Raw genomic sequence first — 22,947 nt, forward strand, 5'->3', positions numbered from 1 at the left:
AAGCCAGCTCCCACACTGTCCTGTGGTGTTGGTTGGATCAGCTTGCGGTCACCACTTCCCGCGTCTTCTCCCGCCCCAACACCAAGCTGCACAACGCCGGCAAGAACAGCAACGTCAACACCGTCCCCACCAACACCCCGCCAATCAGCACATACGCCAGCGACGACCAGAACACTGACAGTGTCAGCGGAATAAACGCCAATGCCGCCGCCAGCGCGGTCAGGATCACCGGCCGTGCCCGGCGCACCGTGGCCTCGATGATCGCCTCGCGAATCACCATGCCATGGTCCTGGTTCTGACGAATCTGGTCGGTAAAGATCAGCGTGTTGCGCATCAAGATCCCGCCAATCCCGATCAGCCCCAATATTGCGTTGAACCCGAACGGCTGGTTGAACAGCAGCAACGTCGGCACCGCTCCGATCAGCCCCAGCGGTGCGGTGGCGAACACCATGAACATCACCCCGAATGAGCGCACCTGGAACATGATCACGGTCAATGTCAGCAGGATCATGATCGGGAACAGCGCCGCCAGCGCGACGTTGGCCTTGGCGCTTTCTTCCACCGGGCCGCCGATGACGATTTGATAACCGGCCGGCAGCTTGGCGATCAGTGGCTGCAGGTCTTTGTACACCGCCATTTCCACGTCTGGCGGCTGGGTGCCGTCGACAATATCGGCACGCACTTCCACGGTCAGCGCCCGATTGCGGCGCTTGAGGATCGGCTCTTCCATCACCGCCTGGAAATGCCCGACCTGGGCCAGTGGCACCGACACGCCGGCGCTGTTGGTCAGGGTCATGTTGTCCAGGTTGCCGAGGTCTTCGCGCTGGCTGCCCTGGGAGCGGGCGACCACTGACACGGTGCGATTGCCTTCGCGCACTTCGGTGATCGGGTTGCCGCTGAGCAGCGCATTGAGCTGGGATTTCACCCCGTCGGGGGTAAAGCCAAGCAGTCGCAGACGGTCCTGGTCCAGCACCAGCCGATAACTGCTGGCACGCTCGCCCCAGTCGAGGAAGCTGTCGCGGGTGAGTTTGTTGGCGGCGACTACCTGGCGCACGTCTTCAGACAGGCCGCGCAGCACGTTCAGGTCGGGACCGGACACGCGAAACACCACCGGGAAGGGCACGGGCGGGCCGAACACCAATTGGGTAACCCGCACCCGTGCCGATGGAAACTCACCCGCGGCGATGCGTTCACCCATGCGCTTTTTCAGCGCGTCCCGCGCATGGGCGTCAGCGGTCTGCACGATCAGCTTGGCGAAAGCCGGGTCGGGCAACTCCGGGTTCAGCGACAGGAAAAACCGTGGCGCACCGCCGCCGACGTAGGTGTCGACCATCACGGTCTGCGGTTCCTCCATCAGCGCTTTTTCCACCTGCGCCGCCACCGCCTCGGTGCTTTTGAAGGCGCTGCCCGGCGGCATATACACCTCAAGGATCAGCTCGGACCGGTCGGAGTTGGGGAAGAACTGCTTCTTCACCACGCCCATGCCCAGGCCACACAACACAAAGGCGGCCACCACCAGCCCGGTCACCCACCAGCGGTTGCGTACGCAGGTGTCCACCAGGCGGCGCAGTTTCTGGTAATAACGGCCGGCATAAATCGCATCGTGGCCGCCGGCAACCGGCTTGATCTGCGGCAGCAGCTTGACCCCCAGGTACGGGGTGAACACCACCGCCACCAGCCACGACGCGATCAGCGCAAAGCCGACAATCCAGAAGATATTCCCCGCGTATTCCCCGGCACCCGAGCGGGCAAAACCCACGGGCAGAAAGCCGATAATCGTCACCAGCGTGCCGGTGAGCATCGGTGCGGCAGTGGAGCTCCAGGCGAAAGTGGCTGCGTGAATCCGGTCAAAACCTTCCTCGAGTTTGACCACCATCATCTCGATCGCAATGATCGCGTCGTCCACCAGCAGGCCCAGGGAAATGATCAGCGCGCCCAGGGTCACCCGGTCGAATTCGCGGCCGGTCATCAGCATGATCACAAACACGATCGACAAGGTCAGCGGCACGGCAGCGGCGACTACCAGCCCGACCCGGAACCCCAGCGCCAGCAGGCTGATGACCATCACCACGGCGAGGGCGACGAAGAACTTCAGCATGAACTCGTTGACCGCCAGGCTGATGTTTTTCGCCTGGTCGGAGACCTTCGCGAAGTTGACTCCCAACGGCAGGTCGGCCTGGATTTTCGCCTCCTGGGCCTTGAGGGCCTTGTCCAGTTCCAGGCCGTTCCAGTGCTTCTCCATGATCACCCCGAGCATCAGGGAGGGGTCGCCCTGATGGCGGATGCGGTAGCTGGTCGGGTCTTCATAACCGCGGCTGACGGTGGCCACATCAGCGATGCGCAGCAGTTTGCCATTGGCTTCCAGCGGGACGTTTTCGATCAGCGCCAGGCTGTCGAACGCCCCGTCGATACGGATATACGCCCGGGCGCCAGCGGTTTCGACAAAGCCTGAAGGCGCCACGGCGTTCTGGGCGGCGAGGGCGGCGAAAATCTGCTCGGGCTTGATGCCCAGGGTGGCGAGGCGTTCATAGGAGAACTCGACGAAGATGCGCTGCGCCTGTTCGCCGAGGATGTTCACCTTCTTTACGCCCGGCAGGTTGAGCAGGCCCTGGCGCATGTCCTCGGCCATTTGCACCAGTTGCCGGTGGGGCAGGTGTTCGGCCTCCAGCGCGTACAGGGAGAAGTACACGTCGGAGTATTCATCGTTGAAAAACGGCCCGATCACGCCCTTGGGCAACTTCGCGGCTTCGTCGCTGAGTTTTTTGCGGGTCTGGTAGAACAGGTCCTGAATCTCGCTGGGGCGCGTGGACTCCAGGTACGTCATGCGCATCGACACAAAACCCGGCTGCGCGATGGTCTCGACGCGGTCGTAGTAGTCCAGCTCTTGCAGGCGTTTTTCCAGGCGGTCGGCGACTTGTTCCTGCATCTCCCGGGCTGTGGCGCCGGGCCAGGCGGCGGTGATGGTCATGACCTTGACGGTGAACGAAGGGTCTTCGGCGCGGCCCAGCTTGCCAAAGGCAAAGACCCCGGCGGCGAGGATCGCGATGATCAGGAACAGCGTGACCGCGCGATGCTTGACCGCCAGTTCGGAGAGGTTGATACCGCGCATTATCAGTGTTCCTGCTGACGGTTGAGGGCCACTACCTGGGCCGGCAACAGGCGTACCGCGTCGCCGCTGTGCAGCAGGTGCGCACCGAGGGCGACCACCACCTGGCCCGGGCTCACGCCGCTGTCGAGCAAGGCGTCTTCCTGGCCGAGGCGAACAACGTTCACCGGGGCAAAGCTGACTTTGTCATCGCTGCCGATCACCCACACCCCCGTGCCCTTGCCGGCATCCTGCAGTGCGCCGATGGGCACGCGGGTTTGCTGCGCCTGGCCGTCACCTTGCAGGCGCACGGTGATGGTCGAGCCGAGGGCGAAGCGGTCGACGGGGCCATGCAATACATAGCGGGCACGGTAGGTGCGGGTGGTCGGGTCAGCGCTGGCGGACAGTTCACGCAACGTAGCGGTCACCGCCTGTTCGGGGGCGCCGAAGGGAAACGCCAGGGCTCTTTGCGAAGCCTGGTCGCGCTGGTTTTCCGGCAGGTTGACGATGGCTTCCCGGGCGCCGTCGTGGGCCAGGCGCGCGACGACTTGCCCCTCGGCGACCACTTGGCCGCGGTCCACCCGCACGTCGGTGATGATGCCGTCGCTGTCGGCCCTGAGCACCGAGTAGGTGCGGCGGTTTTCGATCTGGCTGGCGTCGGACTGCGCCGAGGCCAGCTCGGCTTCGGCCACCCGCAGGTTGGTGGCGGACTGGTCGAAAATCTGCCGCGACACCGCGCCGGTATTGGCTAGGCGCTGGTAGCGGGATTCATCGTCCCGGCGTTGGCGCAGTTGGGCCTGGGCCGCATTGACGCGGTTCTTCGCCGAGCGCAGGGCCAGTTCGAAGTCGCCGATGTCCAGCACCAGCAAGGTGTCGCCACGGCTGACATGCTGGCCGGGATCCACCTTGCGCTCGATCACCTTGCCGCTGACGCGAAACCCCAGATCGCTTTCAGTACGGGCGGCCACCACGCCGGTGTAGGCGCTTTGCTGGCTGCCGGCGGCTTCAACCTTGGCGGCCAAAACGGGGCGGGGCAGGGGCGCCTCGGCGACGGGGTCGGCCTTGTTGTTGCAGCCGGCGAGTATCGCCAACAGGGCAAGGGGCGTGAGAAGGCGCAGGGGAAGAGGGTTCATGGCGGGCTCCGTGGGGCGGGTGTACGTGTGGAGAAGGTAAAAATTACGCACGTAATATTTAGCGCCATATTATGATCGAAATATAAAATAATCCAGCCCCGCGTGAGCGTTCCATGGGTGGGACGATCAAGGCCGATTTTGCCGTCTAGCGCCGGATTGATAACGGATTTAAGGTGTATTCATTACTGGAGACACATATGAAAAAGATCATCGGCCTCTACACCAGCCCGCGCGGGCACTGGGTTGGCGACGGCTTCCCGGTTCGCACGCTGTTTTCCTACGACACCATGGGCAAGCAGATCAGCCCGTTCCTGCTGCTGGACCACGCCGGTCCTGCGGCATTCACCCCGACCGAACAACGCCGTGGCGTGGGGCAACATCCCCATCGCGGCTTTGAAACCGTGACCATCGTCTACAAGGGCGAAGTCGAGCACCGCGATTCCACCGGCGCCGGCGGCACCATTGGCCCTGGCGATGTGCAATGGATGACGGCGGCGAAGGGCATCATTCACGAGGAATTTCACTCCGAGGCCTTCGCCCGCAGCGGCGGCGCCCTGGAAATGGTCCAGTTGTGGGTCAACCTGCCGGCCAAGGACAAAATGGCCGACGCCGGTTACCAGACGATCCTCGACAGCGATATCCCGACGCTGCCCCTGGCCGACAACGCCGGCAGCCTGCGCTTGATCGCCGGCGAGTTCGACGGGGTCAAGGGCCCGGCCCGTACCTTCACGGCTATCGACGTGTGGGACATGCGCCTCAACGCCGGCCGTTCGGTGACGCTGGACCTGCACGCCGGGCGCAACACCGCGTTGGTGGTCTTGCGCGGCACGGTGCGGATCAACGCAACCGAAGTGGCACGGGAAGGCCAGTTGGCGTTGTTTGAACGCGATGGCACGCAACTGCGCCTGGAGGCCAGCGACGACGCCATGGTGTTGCTGCTCAGCGGCGAGCCGATCGACGAACCCATCGTCGGCCACGGTCCGTTCGTGATGAACACCGAGCAGGAAATCCACCAGGCGTTTGCCGACTATCAGTCCGGGCAATTCGGGCAGATGCAGCGCTAGGGCGCTATACCCTCCAGAGGCATTTCATGCGATCTTCATGGCATTCGCCCTGGAGTCGCCTGGATGCCCTCATTTATCTCCGATCACCCGATGTTCTGCGCGCTGGCGCTGGTGCTGATCGACATCGCCGTGTGGCGCCTGATCTCTGCCAATTTCGGCAACTGGAAGCTGGTGGCGCGCGTGGTGATCTTCGCCGTGTTCAGCGCCGTGCTGTTCAACGAAGGCATGAACCCGATGCAGGTCGCGCCGTATGGCGACAACGTGGCGCTGCACCTGGCGGCCACGGCGTTCCAGATTGGCTGGTGGTTATTTGCGGCGCGCACCCTCACGGTATTGCTCGGCGCGGTGATGATGCAGCGGGTCGGGCACACCGGGCGGTTGTTGCAGGACCTGGTGGGGGCGGTGATCTTCCTGATCGCGATCATCGCGGCCATGGCCTACGTGCTCGACCTGCCGGTCAAGGGCGTGCTGGCCACCTCCGGCGCGGTGGCAATCATCGTCGGCCTGGCGTTGCAAAGCACCTTGAGCGACGTGTTTTCCGGGATCGTCCTCAACACCACCAAGCCCTACCAACTGGATGACTGGATCTCCATCGACGGCACTGAAGGCCGGGTGATTGATATCGACTGGCGTGCCACCCAGTTGCAAACCTCCCAGGGCAGTCTGGCGGTGGTGCCCAATTCGTTGGCGGCCAAGGCCAAGATCATCAACTTTTCGCGCCCGGCGGATATGTTTGGGCTGTCGGTCAGCCTGCAAGTCAGCCCGCATGCGCGGCCGCAAACCGTGCTGGATGCGCTGGAGCGGGCGATGCAGGGGTGCCGGCCGTTGTTGGCCAAGCCAGCGCCCAGCGTCGCATTCAAGACGTCGGCCAGTGGTGGCGTCGAATATGAGATCAGCGGGTTTGTGCCGGCGATGACGCTCAAGCGTGAGGTGCGTAATCAACTTTATGATTTGGCGTTCCGGCATTTGCAGGCGGCGGGGGTGAGTTTGTTGTCGGCGGCCGAGAGTAATACGCCGGTGGCGGTTTCGCGGGCGCGGGCGTTGTTGGAGAGTTCTTCGATTTTCTCGACGTTGCGTCAGGAGGAGAAGGAGACGTTCAGCCAGAACATGACGCTGCAAACCTTCCGCGCCGGGGAGATGATTTTGCCGGCCGGGGAGGTGAGTGATCATCTGTTTATCATCGAATCGGGGGTGATTTCGGTGATGTTGACCAAGGCCGGGCACAAGTTCGAAGCCGGGCGGATGGGGCCGGGGAGGTCATTGGCGAGGCGGGGATTCTCTCGGAGCAGGGCGTGCCTGCGGACTTTTCGGCGAAGACGTTTTGTACGTTGTACCGGATTGAGAAGGAGTATCTGAAGCCTTGTCTGGATGCTCGGCATGACATCAGTGAGGCGATGAAGAGTTTGTTGGATTTCCGGTTGCATGCGGCTCAGAGTTTGACGCAGGAGGCGCCTGTGGTGCCTGTGAAGAAAGGGTTTATGCAGTGGCTCAGGAGTCGGGCCTGATTTTTTGGTGTACATATCCGTTGCTGCGGTAACGGCTGCTTAGGGTTCCGCTCTTACAGCGGGTCACTTTTGAAAAGCGCAAAAGTAACCAAAACGCTCTGCCCCGCCTGTCGGCACCTCGCCTAGGCTCGGTGTTCCCTCACTCCGGCATTGCTCCGCGGGCCGCCGCGACGGGGCGTCCCTGCCCCGTCGCGGCTAAACCGGCGTCCTGCCGGTTTACCCGCTCCTCAATCCCTGCGTTCGGCCTCGGGCTTATTGGGGCAGTCAGATCAAGATCAAAAGCAAGAGCACAGCGGCCTACAGGCCGGCTTGAGTGGTAGAAGCCAAATCAAAAGCGAAAGCCAAATCTGAAACTGCTGCGGCTCTGCTTTTCTGTGGGAGCTGGCTTGCCTGCGATGCAGACACCTCGGTTTTTCAGGTACACCGAGGCGATGCCATCGCAGGCAAGCCAGCTCCTACAGTTGGACCGTGCCCGCTTTAGATTTTGATTTTGATTTTGCCTTTGCTTCACACCACTCAAGCCGGCCTGTAGGCCGCTGTGCTCTTGATCTGCTTTTGATCTTGATCTTAGGCGCCCCGTTAAACCACGCTGGCCGGAGTGAGAGCACACCGAGCCTGAGCGAGGTGCCGAGTGGTGGGGCAAGAGCCTTTTGGTTACTTTTGGGCTCTTTTCAAAAGTGACCCGCTGTAAGAGCGGAACCAATAGCCGCCATCACCCAAATAACGGATATACACCCAACCCCCAAAACCACCCCGCCCAAGATTTTTTCAACCCAAGGGGAATAAACCCAAACCCTCGCCCGTTCTATCCCCAGAACATCTTCAACGAGGGCAGTACGATGGACCTCTCCACCCAAGCGCAACCCCTTGATTTCACAGCGCTGGCCCACCCGATGGGCGACACCGCCCCCTGTGGCGAGAACGTCGAATACGACCCCGACTTCCTCCTGCTGGAAGAAGAAGCCCTGGGCAAACCCGAGGTCCAATACGGCGACACCATCACCCAGGCCATCGAACCCAACTGGAAACTCGTCGCGTCCCTGGCCTTGCCCCTGATGCAACGCAGCCGGGACCTGCGCCTGGCCATGTGGCTCACCCGCGCCGAGCTCAACCTGCACGGCATCCACGGCCTCAACGCCGGCCTGGGCCTGATCGAAGCCCTGCTGATCCACTGCTGGGACGGCCTGCACCCACAGCTCGACCCGGACGACGACCACGACCCCCTGCTGCGCATCAATATCCTGGCCTCCCTGTGCGAACCCACCGGTTTGCTGCGCGACCTCCTCGACACCCCACTGGTCAGCACCCGCAGCCTCGGCCAATTCAGCCTGCGGGACCTCGACCAGGCCAGCGGCGAGCAGGGCAGCAGCGACACCCTGGCCCTTATCGATGGCGCATTCGCCGAAGCCGATCCCGACACCCTGCGTGGCATCGAAGCCGCCCTTACCGAAGCCCTGCAACGCAGCCAGCACATCGAACAACGCCTCACGGAAAACGTCGGCGTGGGGCGCGCCATTGACCTCAGCGGCCTGGCCAACGTACTGCGCCGCGCCGCCGAAGCCGTGCGCCGCCGCTTGCCTGCAAGCGAAAACCCGGCAACCGGCGTCGACGCTCACCCGGCAACCGCCGCAGCCCCACAGCCGGCCAGAGGCGAGATCAACAGCCGCGAAGACGCGCGCCAGGCCATCGACCGCCTGTGCACCTATTTCAACACCCACGAACCCGCCAGCCCCGTGCCGTTCCTGCTGCAGCGGGCGAAGAAACTGATCGACAAGAACTTCATGGAATTGCTGCAAGACCTCGCCCCCGACGGCCTTGCACAACTGGCGCTGGTCAGCGGTATCCGCCCCGGCAACGACTGACCTTCCCCTATCAACCCTCACACTGGAGCTATCCCGTGGCCAAAGAAAGCAGTCAAAAGTTCATCGCTCGCAACCGCGCACCACGCGTCCAGATCGAATACGACGTGGAAATCTACGGCGCGGAAAAGACCGTGCAGTTGCCCTTCGTCATGGGCGTGTTTTCCGACCTCTCGGGCAAACCCGCCGAGCCGTTGCCGCCGGTGGCCGAGCGCAAGTTCCTGGAAGTCGATATCGACAATTTCGACGACCGCCTCAAGTCGATGAGGCCACGGGTGGCGTTCCAGGTGCCCAACACCCTGACCGGCGAAGGCAACCTGCCGGTGGAGATCACCTTCGAAAGCCTGGACGACTTCACCCCGGCCGCCATCGCCCGCAAGGTGCCGAGCCTCAACCAGTTGCTGACCGCCCGCAGCCAGTTGTCGAACCTGCTGACGTACATGGACGGCAAGGTCGGCGCTGAAGAATTGATCGCCAAGCTGCTGAGCGATCCTGCGGTGATGCAAGCGCTGAGCAGCGCGCCCCAACAACCCGAGTAACTGATTTTTCGCTGACTCTGCCGGCGCCTCGTTTGCCCCGGTACGGGGACGCTTTTGCCCAAATTTCAAGGATACCGTCATGTCCACTACGCAATCGGAACAGTCAGGACTGCCACAAGGCGCCGCCGCCTTTGATGCCGGCGACTTCGCCAGCCTCCTGCAAAAAGAGTTCAAGCCCAAGACCGACAAGGCCAAGGAAGCGGTGGAAACCGCCGTGCGCACCCTGGCCGAGCAGGCACTGCAAGGCACGCACCTGCTGTCCAATGACGTGCTGGGCACCATCGAAGGGTTGATCGCCGCCCTCGACCAGAAGCTCACCGAACAAGTCAATCACATCCTCCACCATGAGGAATTCCAGGGCGTGGAAAGTGCCTGGCGCGGCCTGCATTACCTGGTCAACAACACCGAGACCGACGAGTCGCTGAAGATTCGGGTGATGAATATTTCCAAGAACGAAGTGCACAAGACCCTGCGCAAGTTCAAGGGCGTGGCCTGGGACCAGAGCCCGATTTTCAAGAAGCTCTACGAAGAGGAATACGGCCAGTTCGGCGGCGAACCCTACGGTGCGTTCGTGGCCGACTACTACTTCAACAACAGCGCGCCGGATGTGGAGCTGCTGACCCAGATGGCTCGGGTCAGCGCCGCCGCCCACTGCCCGTTGATCACCGCCGCCGACCCCAGTGTGATGTTGATGGAGTCCTGGCAGGAGCTGGCCAACCCGCGGGACCTGACCAAGATCTTCCAGACCCCGGAACACGCCGCCTGGCGCAGCTTCCGTGCCAGTGAAGACTCGCGTTATGTGGGCCTGGCGATGCCGCGCTTCCTGTCCCGCGCACCCTATGGCGCCAAGACCAACCCGGTGGAAGATTTCGACTTCGAAGAAACCACCGACAGCACCGGCTCCCGGGATTTCACCTGGGCCAACGCGGCCTACGCCATGGCCGTGAACATCAACCGCTCGTTCAAGCATTACGGCTGGTGCTCGCAGATTCGCGGCATCGAGTCCGGGGGCGCGGTGGAAGGCTTGCCGGTGCACACCTTCCCCACGGATGACGGTGGCGTCGACATGACCTGCCCCACCGAAATCGCCATCAGCGACCGCCGTGAAGCGGAGCTGGCGAAGAACGGTTTCATGCCCCTGGTGCACAAGAAAAACAGCGACCTGGCGGCGTTCATTGGCGCCCAGTCGATGCACAAACCCGCCGAGTACGACGACCCGGACGCCACTGCCAACGCCAACCTGGCCGCGCGCCTGCCGTACCTGTTTGCCACCTGCCGTTTCGCCCACTACTTGAAGTGCATCGTGCGCGACAAGATCGGCTCGTTCAAAGAGCGCAACGACATGCAGGTGTGGCTCAACAACTGGATCGGCCGCTACGTGGAGCACAACCCGGCCACTGCCACCGACGCCGACAAGGCCCGCAAACCCCTGGCCGGCGCGGAAGTGGTGGTGGAAGAGATCGAAGGCAACCCGGGTTACTACGGCGCCAAGTTCTTCCTGCGCCCGCACTACCAGCTCGAAGGCTTGACCGTGTCCCTGCGCCTGGTCTCCAAACTGCCGTCGACCAAGGCTTCCTGATAACACCTTCCTACCCCAACCAAGGTACTGACCATGATCCTGCTCAATTTCAAAGGCAAACAAATCAAAGGCACTTCCACTGTCGAGGCGCACAAGGACTGGATCACCATCGACGCGATCCAGATGGGCGTCGGTCGGGCGATTTCCACCAGCGGCGGCGGTGCCGACCGTGACACCAGCAACCCGTCGTTCTCGGAAATCTCCCTGACCAAGGCCACCGACCTGGCCTCGGCCGACCTGTTCATGGAAGCGGTGTGCGGCAAGAGCCTGGGGGATGCCGAGATCCACTTCATCCAGACCGGCGGCCCGGACAAGAAGCAACAGGTGTTCCTCAAGATCATCCTGGGCAAAGCCATCATCAGCTCCTACTCCGCCAGCAGTAACGGCGAACGCCCGAGCGAAACCATCTCCATCAACTTCACCACCATCAGCTACGAGTACGACTCCTTCACCGGCGACACCGTGATCACCGGCACACCGAAGAAGTGGGACCTGGAAGCCAACGCCAAAATCTGACCCCGCTGCCGCCCCCTGTAGGAGCCGGCTTGCCGGCGATGAGGCCGTTGAACCGTTCGGTGTTCTCGAGATGGCCATCGCCGGCAATCCGGCTCCCGCAAGGTGGCGCGTTCAAGTGATGGAGATTCACATGACCCCGATTCAAGGCCAACCCCATGGCTGAACTCACCAGCCGCGAACGCCTGCAGCCGTCCTTGCTCGATCGCCTGAGCGATGACGACACCGAGCACACCGTGGAGCCCCGTGACAAGCGCATCTTGTCCATGACCGGCCTGCGCAAGGCGGTGCTGCGCGATCTGGGCTGGCTGCTCAACAGCACCAGCCTGGGCAGCTTTCGTGAACTCGGTGGTCACCCCCTGGCCGCGCAATCGGTCATCAATTTTGGCTTGCCGGATTTGTCCGGCAAGACCGCCGCCGGCCTCGACCGTGAAGAACTGGCCCGGCGAATCCGCCAGGCCATCTGGGATTTCGAACCCCGGATCCTGCGCGACAGCCTGCGTGTGGTGCCGCTGGGCACCAGCGCCATCCCCAACCAGATGGCCTTTGAAATCCACGGTGAACTCTGGGGCCAACCGCTGCCCGAGCGCCTGTACCTGAAGACTGAACTGGACCTGGAAGCCGGTGAAGCCAGGGTCTTTGATATCGAGACAAGGGACGTGCGGTGAACGCCAAACTGCTGCGCTATTACGAACGTGAACTGGCCCACCTGCGGGAAGTCGGCGGTGAATTCGCCCGTGACTACCCCAAGGTGGCCGGCCGCCTGGGGCTGGAGACCTACGCCTGCGCCGACCCTTACGTCGAGCGCCTGCTGGAGGGTTTCAGCTTCCTGGCCGCGCGGGTGCAACTGAAGATTGACGCCGAGTTCCCGCGCTTTACCAATCACCTGCTGGAGCTGGTGTACCCGCAATACCTCGCGCCCACGCCGTCGATGGCGGTGGTGCAATTGCAGCCGGACATGAGCGAGGGCAGCCTGGCCGCCGGCTTCAAGGTGCCGCGTGGCACGGCCCTGCACAGCCAGTTGGGCAAGGGCGACCAGACTGCGTGCGAGTTTCGCACCGCCCATGACGTGACCCTGTGGCCGGTGGAGCTGGCCGAGGCGCGGTACTTTGCCTGTGGCAGCCAGGTCGCGGGCATCGACCTGGCGCGCCTCGGCGGGGTGAAGGCCGCGCTGCGCCTGCGGTTGCGCGCAGGCGCCGGGATGACCTTCAGCGACCTGGCCCTGGACACGCTGGCGCTGCACATCCGTGGCGGCGAAGCCTTGCCTTCGCGCATCCTCGAACAACTGCTGGCCCAGGCCGCCGGGGTGCTGGTGATGCCGGTGCAGGAGCATGTGGACTGGCACCAGTTTCTGCCCAGGACCGCGATTCGCGGCCTCGGCTACAGCGACGAAGAAGCCTTGCTGCCCACCGGCGCCCGGTCGTTCCAGGGCTATCGGTTGTTGCAGGAGTACTTCGCCATGCCCCAGCGCTTCCTGTTTGCCGAGCTGGGCGGGCTGGCCAACAGCGTGAGCCGCTGCACCGCGGAACAACTGGACGTGATTGTGTTGTTCAAGAAGCTCGACCCGCTGCTGGAACAGAGCCTCAACGCCGCCAACTTCGGGCTGTATTGCACCCCGGCGATCAACCTGTTCCCGATGCGCACCGAGCGTGTGCACCTGTCGGACCAGCAGTCGGAATACCACGTGATCCCCGACCGCACCCGGCCGATGGACTACGAGATTTACCAGGTCGAAGGCGTCACCGGTTATGGCAGCGGCGCCGAGGCGAGCCAGACGTTCGAGTCGTTCTACCGGGCCAACGACCTGCATGCGCGCACGCCACCCAAGGCGTTTTACCAGGTGCGCCGGGACACGCGGCTGCTCTCGGAACAACAACGCCGCCAGGGCCCGCGCTCCAGCTACATCGGCAGCGAATTGTTCCTGTCCCTGGTGGACGCTCAGGAGGCGCCGCACCGCAGCAGCCTGCGCCAATTGGGCATCGACACCCTGTGCAGCAACCGTGACCTGGTGCTCAGCATGCCGGTGGGCAGCGGCAAGACCGACTTCAGCGTGGAGTCTGGCGCGCCGGTGCAGGCCGTGCGGTGCGTGGCCGGGCCCACGGTGCCGGCGCCGTCGTTTGCCGAAGGTGAAACGGCCTGGCGGCTGGTCAGCCACTTATCCCTCAACTACTTGTCGTTGCTCGACCAGGACAAGGAGCAGGGCGCCAGCGCCTTGCGTGACCTGCTGCGCCTGTATTGCCGGATTGACGACGAAGCCGCCCACAAGCAGATCGAAGGCCTGCGTTCGGTCAGTGCCGAAAGCATCGTGCGCCGTCTGCCGTTGCCGGGGCCAATCACCTATGGCCGTGGCTTGCAGATCAGCGTGACCCTCGACGAATCAGCGTTTGAAGGCAGCGGCGTGTTTATCCTCGGTTCGGTGCTGGAGCAGTTTTTTGCCAAATACGTGTCGCTTAATTCCTTCACTGAGACGGTGATCAAAGGCACCGCCCGTGGGGTGATCATGCAGTGGCCGGCGAGGGTGGGGCGATGCGAGATCCTCTGAGCCTGCTCAGCGCCCTGGAAGCGCACCCGGCGCGGTTCGATTTTCACGGGGCCCTGCGTCAGCTGGAGTGTGCCTTCCCGCACCTGCCACGCATCGGCCAGGCGGCGCGCCCGGCGGATGAAGCGGTGCGTTTCGGCCAGCAACCGTCGCTGGCATTCGAACCGGCAATGATCGCCAGCCTCACGCCGGGCGCCACGCCGAAATTGCTGCTGAATTTTTTCGGTTTGCTGGGGGCGAACGGGCCGTTGCCGATTCACCTGAGCGAATACATTCGCGACCGCCAGCGCAACCTCAATGACCCGACCCTGGCGGCGTTCTGCGATGTGTTCCATCACCGGCTGATCAGCCTGTTCTACCGCGCCTGGGCCAGCGCCCAGCCGGCCGTGAGCCTGGACCGTCCGCAGGCAGACCGTTTTGCGCAGTACCTGGGTTCACTGATCGGCATCGGCATGCCGTCGCTGCTGGGCCGCGACACCGTGCCGGACGTGGCCAAGCTGCACTTCGCCGGGCGCCTGGGCCCGCAGACCCGCAATGCCGGCGGCCTGGCGGCATTGCTGACGGACTACCTGCAAGTGCCGGTGCAGGTCGAGCAATTCGTCGGCCACTGGATGACCTTGCCCGCCGATGGCCTGTGCGCCCTGCGCAGCGGGCCCGACGCGCCGGTGTTGGGCCAGACCACGGTGATGGGCAAGAAAGTCTGGAACACCCAACACAAATTCCGCCTGTTGATCGGCCCGCTGGACCTGGAACAGACCCGCCGCCTGCTGCCGGGGGGCGACAGCCTCAAGCGCGTGCAGGACTGGGTGCGCCAGTACGTCGGCCTGGCCATGGACTGGGACGTGAACCTGATCGTCAAGAAAGAACAACTGCCTGGCTTGCGCCTGGGGTCTGCGCCGTTGGGCTGGACCAGTTGGCTGAGCAGCAAGGCGCCCCTGGCGGATGACCGGCAATTGCTGATCAACCCGCGCATTTCTCACACTTCTCAAGGACCTGCCCATGGCTGATATCAGTCGCGTCGCGCTTTTCGGCAAACTCAACAGCCTGTGCTACCGGGCGATTGAAAGCAGTACTGTGTTCTGCAAGATGCGCGGCAACCCCTACGTGGAACTGGTGCACTGGTTGCAGCAGATCCTGCAACTGACCGACTCCGACCTGCAGCGTCTGATCCAGCATTACTCGCTCGACCCGGCCGTGCTGGCGCGAGACCTGACGGCGGCCCTGGACCGCTTGCCCCGTGGCTCGACCTCGGTCACTGACCTGTCGTCCCAGGTGGAGGAAGCGGTGGAGCGCGCATGGGTCTACGCGACCCTGATGTTCGGCGAGTCCCAGGTGCGCTCCGGGCATTTGCTGCTGGCGCTGCTGAAAACCCCGGGCTTGCGCAATGGCCTGTATGGCGTGTCCCGGGAGTTCAACAAGATCGGCATCGAAGACCTGAGCGAACAATTCACTGCACTGCTCAAGGACTCGCCCGAGGCGCAGATGACCGCCAGCGATGGCTTCCAGGTGCCCGGTGAAGACGCCGGCGCCCTGGCCCCGGCGGCCATGGGCAAGCAGGAAGCGTTGAAGCGCTTTACCGTCGACCTCACCGCGCAGGCGCGAGATTCGAAGATGGACCCGATCGTCGGCCGCGACGAAGAGATTCGCCAGGTGATCGACATCCTGATGCGCCGGCGCCAGAACAACCCGATCCTGGTGGGCGAGGCCGGCGTGGGCAAAACCGCTGTGGTCGAAGGCTTTGCCCAGCGCATCGCCCGGGGCGACGTGCCGCCGAGCCTCAGGGACGTGCAATTGCTGGCCCTCGACGTGGGCTTGCTGCAGGCCGGGGCGAGCATGAAAGGTGAGTTCGAACAGCGCCTGCGCTCAGTGATCGACGAGGTGCAGGCCAGCGTCAAACCGGTGGTGTTGTTTATCGACGAAACCCACACCCTGGTGGGCGCCGGCGGTGCCGCCGGGACGGGCGATGCGGCCAACCTGCTCAAGCCTGCGCTGGCCCGTGGCGCCTTGCGTACCATCGGCGCCACCACCTTTGCCGAGTACAAAAAGCACATCGAAAAGGACCCGGCCCTGACCCGGCGTTTCCAGACCGTGCAGGTCGATGAGCCGGACGAAGCCCGCGCGTTGTTGATGTTGCGGGGCATCGCCCAGACCATGCAGCAGCACCATCAGGTGCAGATTCTCGACTCGGCCCTGGAAGCGGCGGTGCGTTTGTCCAACCGCTACATCCCGGCGCGCCAATTGCCAGACAAGGCTGTCAGCCTGATCGACACCGCCTGTGCCCGCGTCGCCATCAGCCTGCACGCCACGCCAGCCGAGGTGGATGACAGCCGCCGCCGGATTGAATCCCTGGAAACCGAACTGGCGATCATCGAGCGCGAAACCGCGATTGGCGTCGATACCGTCAGTCGTCGCGCGTCCGTCGAGGCGTTGTTGGTGACTGAGCGCGAACGCCTGGATGGCCTGGAAAGCCGCTGGGACAACGAACTGGCACTGGTGGAACAGATTCTGCGCCTGCGCAGCCAACTGGCAGACGCCACCGAGGGCGAAGGCGGCCTGGCGGAGTTGCGTCAACTGCAGGACGAACTGGCGGCGCAGCAGGGCGAAAACCCACTGGTGCTGATCAGCGTCGACGAACAGGCGGTGGCCTCGGTGGTGCAGGACTGGACCGGCATTCCGGTAGGCCGCATGGTCAAGAACGAAATCGAAAACGTGCTGCGCCTGGCGGATCGCTTGTCCCAGCGCATCATCGGACAAAACCATGCCCTGGAAATGATCGCCCGGCGCATCCAGACCTCCCGCGCCGGCCTCGACAACCCCGGCAAACCGGTGGGCGTGTTCATGCTTGCCGGCACCTCCGGCGTGGGCAAGACCGAAACCGCGCTGGCATTGGCCGAGTCGTTGTATGGCGGTGAACAGAACGTCATCACCATCAATATGAGCGAGTACTAGGAAGCCCACACCGTCGCCACCCTCAAGGGCGCGCCACCGGGTTACGTGGGGTACGGCGAAGGCGGCGTGCTGACCGAAGCGGTGCGGCGCAAGCCCTACAGTGTGGTGCTGCTGGACGAAGTGGAGAAGGCTCATCCGGATGTGCACGAGCTGTTTTTCCAGGTGTTCGACAAGGGCTGGATGGAAGACGGCGAAGGCCGGATCATCGACTTCAAGAACACCCTGATCCTGCTCACCACCAACGCCGGTACCGCGTTGATCAGCCGCCTGTGCCGCGACCCGCAGGCCATGCCCGCGCCCGATGACATCGCCAGGGCGTTGCGCGAGCCGCTGCTGGAAGTGTTCCCGCCTGCCTTGCTCGGGCGCCTGGTGGTGATCCCGTATTACCCGCTGAGCGACGCCATGCTCGGCAGCATCATCCGCCTGCAATTGGGCCGTATCGCAAAACGCATCAGTGAAGGCCACAAGATCCCGTTCACCTTCAGCGACGAAGTGGTGCACCTGATCGCCAGCCGCTGCACCGAACTGGAAAGCGGCGGGCGAATGATCGACGCGATCCTGACCAACTCGATGTTGCCGGCCATCAGCACTGAATTCCTCAACCGCCTGCTGGCGGGTACGCCGGCGACGCGGGTGCAGGTGAGCGTAGACGCCGGTGAATTTGCCTACGTGTTCGAGGAGCAGTGAGCTAAAGAAAAAACTGTGGCGAGGGGGCTTGTCCTGTGGCGAGGGGGCTTGTCCTGTGGTGAGGGGCTTGTCCCCCGTTGGAGTGCGCAGCGCTCCCGCTTTTTTAGGGCCGCTACGCAACCCAGCGGGGACACCCCCTCGCCACAGAGATAAAGCAGACAGCACTCAGCGGCGCCACGGAATAAACCCGTGCGCCCGGCTGTTGTGTCTACGTTCCTCAACTCTCAGGGAGACACACGATGCCCCGGATCAATAGTGCATTCAGCTGCCGCAAAGTGGACTTTCAAGCATTCCGCGAAGCCCTTGGCGAGGCCGGCATGCTGGCGGAGTCGCCCGCCGCGCAGGAAGTCATTGCGACCATGAACACCATCAGCACTGCACGCTCCAACGACACCCCGCAAGAGCAAGCCAAGGTTGCGTATTTCGCCGCCTATGAGGGCGAGGATGCGGTGGGGTTGATGGTGATGTTCAAGGAAGGCCCCACCTGGAAGATCGAAGACGTGTTTGCCGGAGTCGCGGGCAGCGGGCTGGGCTCGACCCTGGCGGCGTTTGGCATGGACTACGCGATCAGTGACTACGGCAACAAACCCAATTGCGAGATTCGCCTGACCTCCCTGGATGCGGCCTCGTGTGCGTTCTGGAAAAAGATGGGCTTTGTGATGCTGCCTGGGGTCGCGAGCGGGCACGGCGGCATGATTTACCGCGTGCCCAACTCCCGCCCGACCACACCGCTCTAGGTAGAAAACCACCATGGCAACCACCCAAACCCGGCGCGAAATCCAGGTCACCAGCGTGCTCGGCGCCGATGTGCTGCTGTTCCGGCGCATGCAGGCCCGGGAAGGCCTGGCGCAGCTCAGCGAATACACGCTTGAGCTGTACAGCGAACGCGCCGACCTGAATATCGACGACCTGCTGGCAACCCAGATGAGCGTGGCGGTGGACCTGCCCAAGGGCGGCAGCCGCTATTTCAGCGGTCACGTCAGCCACTTTTCGTTTACCGGACGCCAGGGCCGTTTTGCCACGTACACGGCGGTGTTGCGTCCGTGGCTCTGGTTTTTGACCCTGGCCACTGACTGCCGGATATTCCAGGAACTGAGCGTGCCGGACATCCTCAGGCAGGTGTTCGCCCCGTACACCATCGCTGATGTCGATACCTCGGGCCTGAGCGGCAGCTACAAGGCGCTGACCTACTGCGTGCAGTACCGCGAAAGCGACTTCAATTTCGTCAGCCGCCTGATGGAGCAGGAGGGCATCTACTACTTCTTCAAGAGCGCGGCCGGGCGCCACACCCTGGTACTGGCCGACTCTTATGGCGCCCATTCACCGGCACCGGGGTATGCCCAGGTGCGCTTCATGCCCGCCGAAGACCACACCATGCGCGAGAGTGAAGTGATCTACGACTGGCGCATGAGCGGTGACGTGGAACCGGGTGGCTACACCTTGCAGGATTTCGACTTTGAAAAGCCGTCGGCCAACCTCTTGGCCAAGTCCACGCTGGCCGGCAGCTACCCGCAGGCGCGCCACGAACGCTACGACTACCCGGGCAAGTACACCGAGCGCAAGCAGGGCGAAACCTATGCGCGCACGCTGATCGAGTCCCTGCACACCGGCACCCAGCGGGTCACCGGGGCCACCCGTGCCCGGGGCTTGTTTCCCGGGGCACTGATGACCCTGACCGAACACCCGCGCAGTGAGCAGAACGCCCAGTTCCTGTTGCTGGAGGCGCGTTATGCGTTGTCCTCGGACACCTACGAGCCGACACCGCCGGCCCATCCCGCGCCGGTGCTGACCTGCGAGTTCACCGCCTTGTCCAGGCAGCAGCAGTTTCGCGCGCCGTGCAGCAGTCGCAAACCGCTGATGCAGGGCCCGCAGACCGCCAGGGTGGTGGGCAAGCAGGGCGAGGAAATCTGGACCGACAAATACGGGCGGATCAAGGTGCAGTTCCACTGGGACCGCGAGGGCAAACAGGACGAGAACAGCTCGTGCTGGATTCGCGTAGCCCAGGGCTGGGCCGGCAAACGCTGGGGCAGCCTGTTCACCCCGCGCATCGGCCAGGAAGTCATCGTGAGCTTTCTGGAGGGCGACCCGGATCAGCCGCTGGTCACCGGCAGCGTCTACAACGCCGAGACGATGCCGCCGTACACCCTGCCGGAAAATGCTACCCGCTCGACGCTCAAGAGCAACTCGTCCAAGGGCGGCGGTGGCTACAACGAGCTGCGTTTTGAAGACAAGAAAGGTTCGGAGCAGGTGTTCCTGCACGCCCAGAAAAACCTCGACCAGCGCGTGCTCAAGGACTCCCTGGACTGGGTCGGTGGCGACCGCCATTCCAAGGTCGACCAGGACCTGCGGGAGAAGGTCGGCGGCGACCGGCACTCTTCGGTGGGCGGGCATCGCAATGAGAAAGCCACCGGCGATGTCTCGATGTCGGCCGGCACCAACATGATCATCAACGGCGGCCTGAAAACCGGCGTCACGGCCGGCATGGACATGTACATGAAGGGCGGCATGAACGTGGTAATCGAGGCGGGGGCGACCATCACCCTGAAAGTCGGCAGCACCTTCCTGACCCTCACGCCGGCCATGATCATCGCCTCGACCATTCCGATCCCGCTGCCCGAGGCCGCCTCTGCGGCGACTGCGCTGGCGCTCACCGCTGCCACCGGCCCTGCCGGGGTGCCGCTACCACCGAAGGAGGCCGACGATGGCAAGTAACCCCGTGAATTTGATTCTGCTGGTCCGCAGCTACCGCGACCAACCCATGCCCGGTGACGTGATCTGCCGGTTTACCGACGCCGGTGGTTCGATTGGCCGTGGCCCGGACAACGACCTGACCCTGGACGACCCGGGCAAATACATCTCCCGCATCCACGCACGCCTCGAATGGCGCGGCGAGCAGTTCTACCTGACCGACACCGGCAGCAACCCCAGCCTGGTCAACGAACGCCCGCTGGGCAATGGCCGTGAGCGGGCGCTGGAGGAGGGCGACCGCCTGGTGATCGGAGATTACGGGCTGGAAGTGCGTCTGGAGCAACCGTTGGCCGAGGTGCAGGACGACGCCCTGGCCACACGCATTTTGCCGCCGTTGTTCGTGCCGCCGCCTGCGCCCGTGGCCGCACCGTTGCCACCGCTGGAGGTGTATCGCGAGCCTGAGGTGGTGGCGCCGGTGGTGCTGCATGACGCCCTGGCCGGGGCGAGGATTCTGGAGGGCGAGTCGTTGTTTGATGGGGCCGTGCCGCTGTCTGACCCGCTCGGGTTGAACCTGGCAGGACGGGTGGAACCACTGTTTCGCGGCACCGAAAGCGACCACGTGGCGCCGCAGATGCAGGCGTTTGTGATGCCGGTGATGCAGGTGGAAGCGCAGGTGATCCCGGAGGACTACGACCCGCTCTTTGGGCTAACCCCGGAACCTGTGGCTGCCCACGATCCAAATGTGGGAGCGGGCTTGCTCGCGAAAGCGGTGTATCAGTCGCTGGATCTGTTGACTGAATCATCGCATTCGCGAGCAAGCCCGCTCCCACACAAGCCCGCTCCCACATTGACCGAGCCCGCCAGTGACGACGCCGTCTTCCAGGCCCTGCTCCAAGGCCTCGGCCTGGAAAACCTGCACACCACCCGCACCCCCGTCGAACTCGCCCACCTGGTCGGCGAAATGCTCCGCACTGCCACCGGCGGCACCATGGCGGTGCTGATGGCCCGGGCCCTGACCAAGCGCGAAAGTCATATCGACATGACCATGATCGGCGCCCACTCCAACAACCCGCTGAAGTTTTTCCCCGACCCCCACAGCGCCCTGACCCAGATGCTCACCGCCGATTCCCCGGCCTATATGCGCCCGGTCAAGGCCATGGGCGCGGCATTCGACGACCTCAAGGCCCACGAACTGGCGGTGATCGCCGGCATGAAAGCGGCGCTGGGCGCGGTGGTGCAGCGTTTTGACCCGGCCCGGGTCGAGCAACGCCGCACCACCCACGGCGCCCTCGACAAATGGATGCCGGCCCGGCGCAAGGCGCGCTTGTGGGACCGCCTGGTGGAGCGCTACGAGGACCTCGCGCGGGATGCCGATGAGGACTTGCAGCGCCTGTTCGGTGAGTTGTTTTCGGTGGCTTATGAAGAGCAGGTCGCGCGGTTGCGCACCGGCCAATGAGAAGAATTTATGTCCTGGAATAACAAAGTAGTCTGGTCCGAAGGCATGTTGCTGCAACCCCAGCACCTGCAACAACACGACCGTTTTTTGCAGGCCCAGCTTGAAGCCCGGGTCGGCGCCTTGCGGGCCTACGCCCATGGTTTTTCAACGCTGCACATCGACCCGCAGCAATTGGCCCTCGGGAAGTTGTCGTTGCTGTCCTACAGCGGCGTGTTGCCCGATGGCACGCCGGTCGGCCAGCCGTTCGACGATGAAATGCCGCTGCCCCTGGAGATCCCCGCAGACGCCCGTGACCTGAAGGTGGTGCTGGCGCTGCCGAGCCTGCGCCCCGGTGTGGCCGAGGTCGACGACAACCCCGGCTTCGAAAATTTCGCCCGTCACCGCAGCAGTGAGTACGAAGCCTGGGACAGCAACGGCCTGGACAGCAGCGCCCTGATGAGCATCGGCAAACTGCGCCTGCGCCTGGCGTTTGAAGGGGACGTGGCCGATGCCTACACCACCCTCGGCATCGCCCATGTGGTGGAAAAACGCGCCGACAAAACGGTGGTGCTCGACCGCGATTATTACCCGCCCTGCCTGGACATCCGTGCCGCCGAGCACCTGGGCGCATTTGTCGACGAATTGCTCGGCCTGTTGCAGCAGCGCGGTGAAGCCCTGGCGGCCCGCCTGAACCGGCCGGACGGCAGCGGCGCGGCGGAGATTGCCGACTTCCTGCTGCTGCAAGTGCTCAACCGCAGCCAGCCGTTGGTGCGCCACCTGGCGGCCATGCGCGGCCTGCACCCGGAACAGTTGTACCGCGACCTGACGGCCCTGGCCGGCGAACTGGCGACCTTTACCCAGGCTGACAAGCGCGCTTCGGCCTACCCGGTGTATCGCCATGACGCGCTGGCCGAGACCTTCGCTCCGGTGATGCTCGACCTGCGCCGCTCGCTGTCGACGGTGATGGACGCCCGCGCCATCGCGATTCCCCTGGAAGAGCGCCAATACGGGATTCGCGTGGCGGTATTGCCCGACCAGGAGTTGCTGCGCTCGGCCACGTTCATCCTCGCGGTGCAGGCGCAAATGTCCGCCGAGAGCGTGCGCAACGGCTTCCCGCCGCAGGTCAAGATCGGCTCGGTGGAGAAGATCCGCGACCTGGTCAACCTGCAACTGCCGGGCATCGGCCTGCGCCCGCTGCCGGTGGCGCCACGGCAACTGCCGTTCCACGCCGGCTTCACCTATTTCGAACTCGACCGCAGCAGCGACTACTGGCAACAGCTGAGCAATTCGGCGGGGTTTGCCATGCACATCGCCGGGGTCTTCCCGGGGCTGGACATGCAGTTCTGGGCCATTCGGCGCTAAGGCAAGGTGA

General features: G+C 63.7%; 14 protein-coding genes and 2 pseudogenes. 14 read left to right on the plus strand and 2 right to left on the minus strand.

Features of this window, described 5'->3' with window-relative positions; genetic code table 11:
* Positions 1-37 precede the first annotated feature (37 nt).
* The gene (locus JFV30_RS08530; protein WP_201123040.1) at positions 38-3,109 is read right to left on the minus strand and encodes an efflux RND transporter permease subunit; all 3,072 of its coding nucleotides are present in this window, start codon (positions 3,107-3,109) and stop codon (positions 38-40) included.
* Between the two features lie 2 nt (positions 3,110-3,111).
* Positions 3,112-4,218: an efflux RND transporter periplasmic adaptor subunit gene (locus tag JFV30_RS08535; protein ID WP_201123042.1), complete on the minus strand. Its 1,107-nt coding sequence runs from the start codon at positions 4,216-4,218 to the stop codon at positions 3,112-3,114.
* A gap of 197 nt (positions 4,219-4,415) precedes the next feature.
* Between JFV30_RS08535 and JFV30_RS08540 the strand changes: the two genes are divergently transcribed.
* The 14 genes and pseudogenes from JFV30_RS08540 to tssK all read left to right on the plus strand — a co-directional run bounded on the left by JFV30_RS08540 (position 4,416) and on the right by tssK (position 22,937).
* The gene (locus tag JFV30_RS08540; RefSeq protein ID WP_010175174.1) at positions 4,416-5,282 is read left to right on the plus strand and encodes a pirin family protein; all 867 of its coding nucleotides are present in this window, start codon (positions 4,416-4,418) and stop codon (positions 5,280-5,282) included.
* Positions 5,283-5,345: 63 nt separating this feature from the next.
* Positions 5,346-6,787, plus strand: a pseudogene (locus JFV30_RS08545) (mechanosensitive ion channel domain-containing protein).
* 839 nt (positions 6,788-7,626) lie between these two features.
* On the plus strand, positions 7,627-8,649 hold the full coding sequence (tssA, locus tag JFV30_RS08550) for a type VI secretion system protein TssA (protein ID WP_201123044.1): 1,023 nt from the start codon (positions 7,627-7,629) through the stop codon (positions 8,647-8,649).
* Positions 8,650-8,684: 35 nt separating this feature from the next.
* On the plus strand, positions 8,685-9,185 hold the full coding sequence (gene tssB / locus JFV30_RS08555; protein ID WP_201123046.1) for a type VI secretion system contractile sheath small subunit: 501 nt from the start codon (positions 8,685-8,687) through the stop codon (positions 9,183-9,185).
* A 79-nt stretch (positions 9,186-9,264) separates the two neighbouring features.
* Complete coding sequence (gene tssC / locus JFV30_RS08560; RefSeq protein ID WP_242487044.1) at positions 9,265-10,764, plus strand: type VI secretion system contractile sheath large subunit; 1,500 nt, start codon at positions 9,265-9,267, stop codon at positions 10,762-10,764.
* 33 nt (positions 10,765-10,797) lie between these two features.
* Positions 10,798-11,280: a type VI secretion system tube protein Hcp gene (locus JFV30_RS08565; RefSeq protein WP_010175157.1), complete on the plus strand. Its 483-nt coding sequence runs from the start codon at positions 10,798-10,800 to the stop codon at positions 11,278-11,280.
* Between the two features lie 155 nt (positions 11,281-11,435).
* On the plus strand, positions 11,436-11,945 hold the full coding sequence (gene tssE, locus JFV30_RS08570; RefSeq protein ID WP_201123048.1) for a type VI secretion system baseplate subunit TssE: 510 nt from the start codon (positions 11,436-11,438) through the stop codon (positions 11,943-11,945).
* Positions 11,942-13,819, plus strand: coding sequence for a type VI secretion system baseplate subunit TssF (gene tssF, locus JFV30_RS08575; RefSeq protein ID WP_201123050.1), 1,878 nt, complete (start codon positions 11,942-11,944; stop codon positions 13,817-13,819). Before tssE ends, tssF begins: the two co-directional genes overlap by 4 nt.
* The gene (gene tssG / locus JFV30_RS08580; protein WP_207201854.1) at positions 13,804-14,823 is read left to right on the plus strand and encodes a type VI secretion system baseplate subunit TssG; all 1,020 of its coding nucleotides are present in this window, start codon (positions 13,804-13,806) and stop codon (positions 14,821-14,823) included. The genes tssF and tssG overlap by 16 nt, the downstream gene beginning before the upstream one ends.
* Positions 14,816-17,452 (plus strand): annotated as a pseudogene (tssH, locus tag JFV30_RS08585) (type VI secretion system ATPase TssH). The gene tssG and the pseudogene tssH overlap by 8 nt, the downstream one beginning before the upstream one ends.
* Positions 17,453-17,691: 239 nt before the next feature.
* Positions 17,692-18,189 (plus strand): GNAT family N-acetyltransferase, encoded by a 498-nt coding sequence (locus tag JFV30_RS08590; protein WP_010175146.1) that lies wholly within the window; start codon positions 17,692-17,694, stop codon positions 18,187-18,189.
* 13 nt (positions 18,190-18,202) lie between these two features.
* On the plus strand, positions 18,203-20,164 hold the full coding sequence (locus JFV30_RS08595) for a type VI secretion system Vgr family protein (protein ID WP_201123055.1): 1,962 nt from the start codon (positions 18,203-18,205) through the stop codon (positions 20,162-20,164).
* Entirely contained in the window at positions 20,154-21,596 is a 1,443-nt protein-coding gene (tagH, locus tag JFV30_RS08600) for a type VI secretion system-associated FHA domain protein TagH (protein WP_201123057.1), read from the plus strand. Before JFV30_RS08595 ends, tagH begins: the two co-directional genes overlap by 11 nt.
* A 9-nt stretch (positions 21,597-21,605) precedes the next feature.
* Complete coding sequence (gene tssK / locus JFV30_RS08605) at positions 21,606-22,937, plus strand: type VI secretion system baseplate subunit TssK (RefSeq protein ID WP_201123059.1); 1,332 nt, start codon at positions 21,606-21,608, stop codon at positions 22,935-22,937.
* Positions 22,938-22,947 lie beyond the last annotated feature (10 nt).

It is taken from the genome of Pseudomonas sp. TH32 (assembly GCF_016650855.1).
GTDB lineage: Bacteria > Pseudomonadota > Gammaproteobacteria > Pseudomonadales > Pseudomonadaceae > Aquipseudomonas.

Excerpts from the sequence above, each read along its gene's own strand:
- JFV30_RS08530 (WP_201123040.1), bottom strand. The coding sequence starts at position 3,109 with ATGCGCGGTATCAACCTCTCCGAACTGGCGGTCAAGCATCGCGCGGTC.
- JFV30_RS08535 (WP_201123042.1), bottom strand. The coding sequence starts at position 4,218 with ATGAACCCTCTTCCCCTGCGCCTTCTCACGCCCCTTGCCCTGTTGGCG.
- JFV30_RS08540 (WP_010175174.1), top strand. The coding sequence starts at position 4,416 with ATGAAAAAGATCATCGGCCTCTACACCAGCCCGCGCGGGCACTGGGTT.
- tssA (WP_201123044.1), top strand. The coding sequence starts at position 7,627 with ATGGACCTCTCCACCCAAGCGCAACCCCTTGATTTCACAGCGCTGGCC.
- tssC (WP_242487044.1), top strand. The coding sequence starts at position 9,265 with ATGTCCACTACGCAATCGGAACAGTCAGGACTGCCACAAGGCGCCGCC.
- JFV30_RS08565 (WP_010175157.1), top strand. The coding sequence starts at position 10,798 with ATGATCCTGCTCAATTTCAAAGGCAAACAAATCAAAGGCACTTCCACT.
- tssE (WP_201123048.1), top strand. The coding sequence starts at position 11,436 with ATGGCTGAACTCACCAGCCGCGAACGCCTGCAGCCGTCCTTGCTCGAT.
- tssG (WP_207201854.1), top strand. The coding sequence starts at position 13,804 with ATGCGAGATCCTCTGAGCCTGCTCAGCGCCCTGGAAGCGCACCCGGCG.
- JFV30_RS08590 (WP_010175146.1), top strand. The coding sequence starts at position 17,692 with ATGCCCCGGATCAATAGTGCATTCAGCTGCCGCAAAGTGGACTTTCAA.
- JFV30_RS08595 (WP_201123055.1), top strand. The coding sequence starts at position 18,203 with ATGGCAACCACCCAAACCCGGCGCGAAATCCAGGTCACCAGCGTGCTC.
- tagH (WP_201123057.1), top strand. The coding sequence starts at position 20,154 with ATGGCAAGTAACCCCGTGAATTTGATTCTGCTGGTCCGCAGCTACCGC.
- tssK (WP_201123059.1), top strand. The coding sequence starts at position 21,606 with ATGTCCTGGAATAACAAAGTAGTCTGGTCCGAAGGCATGTTGCTGCAA.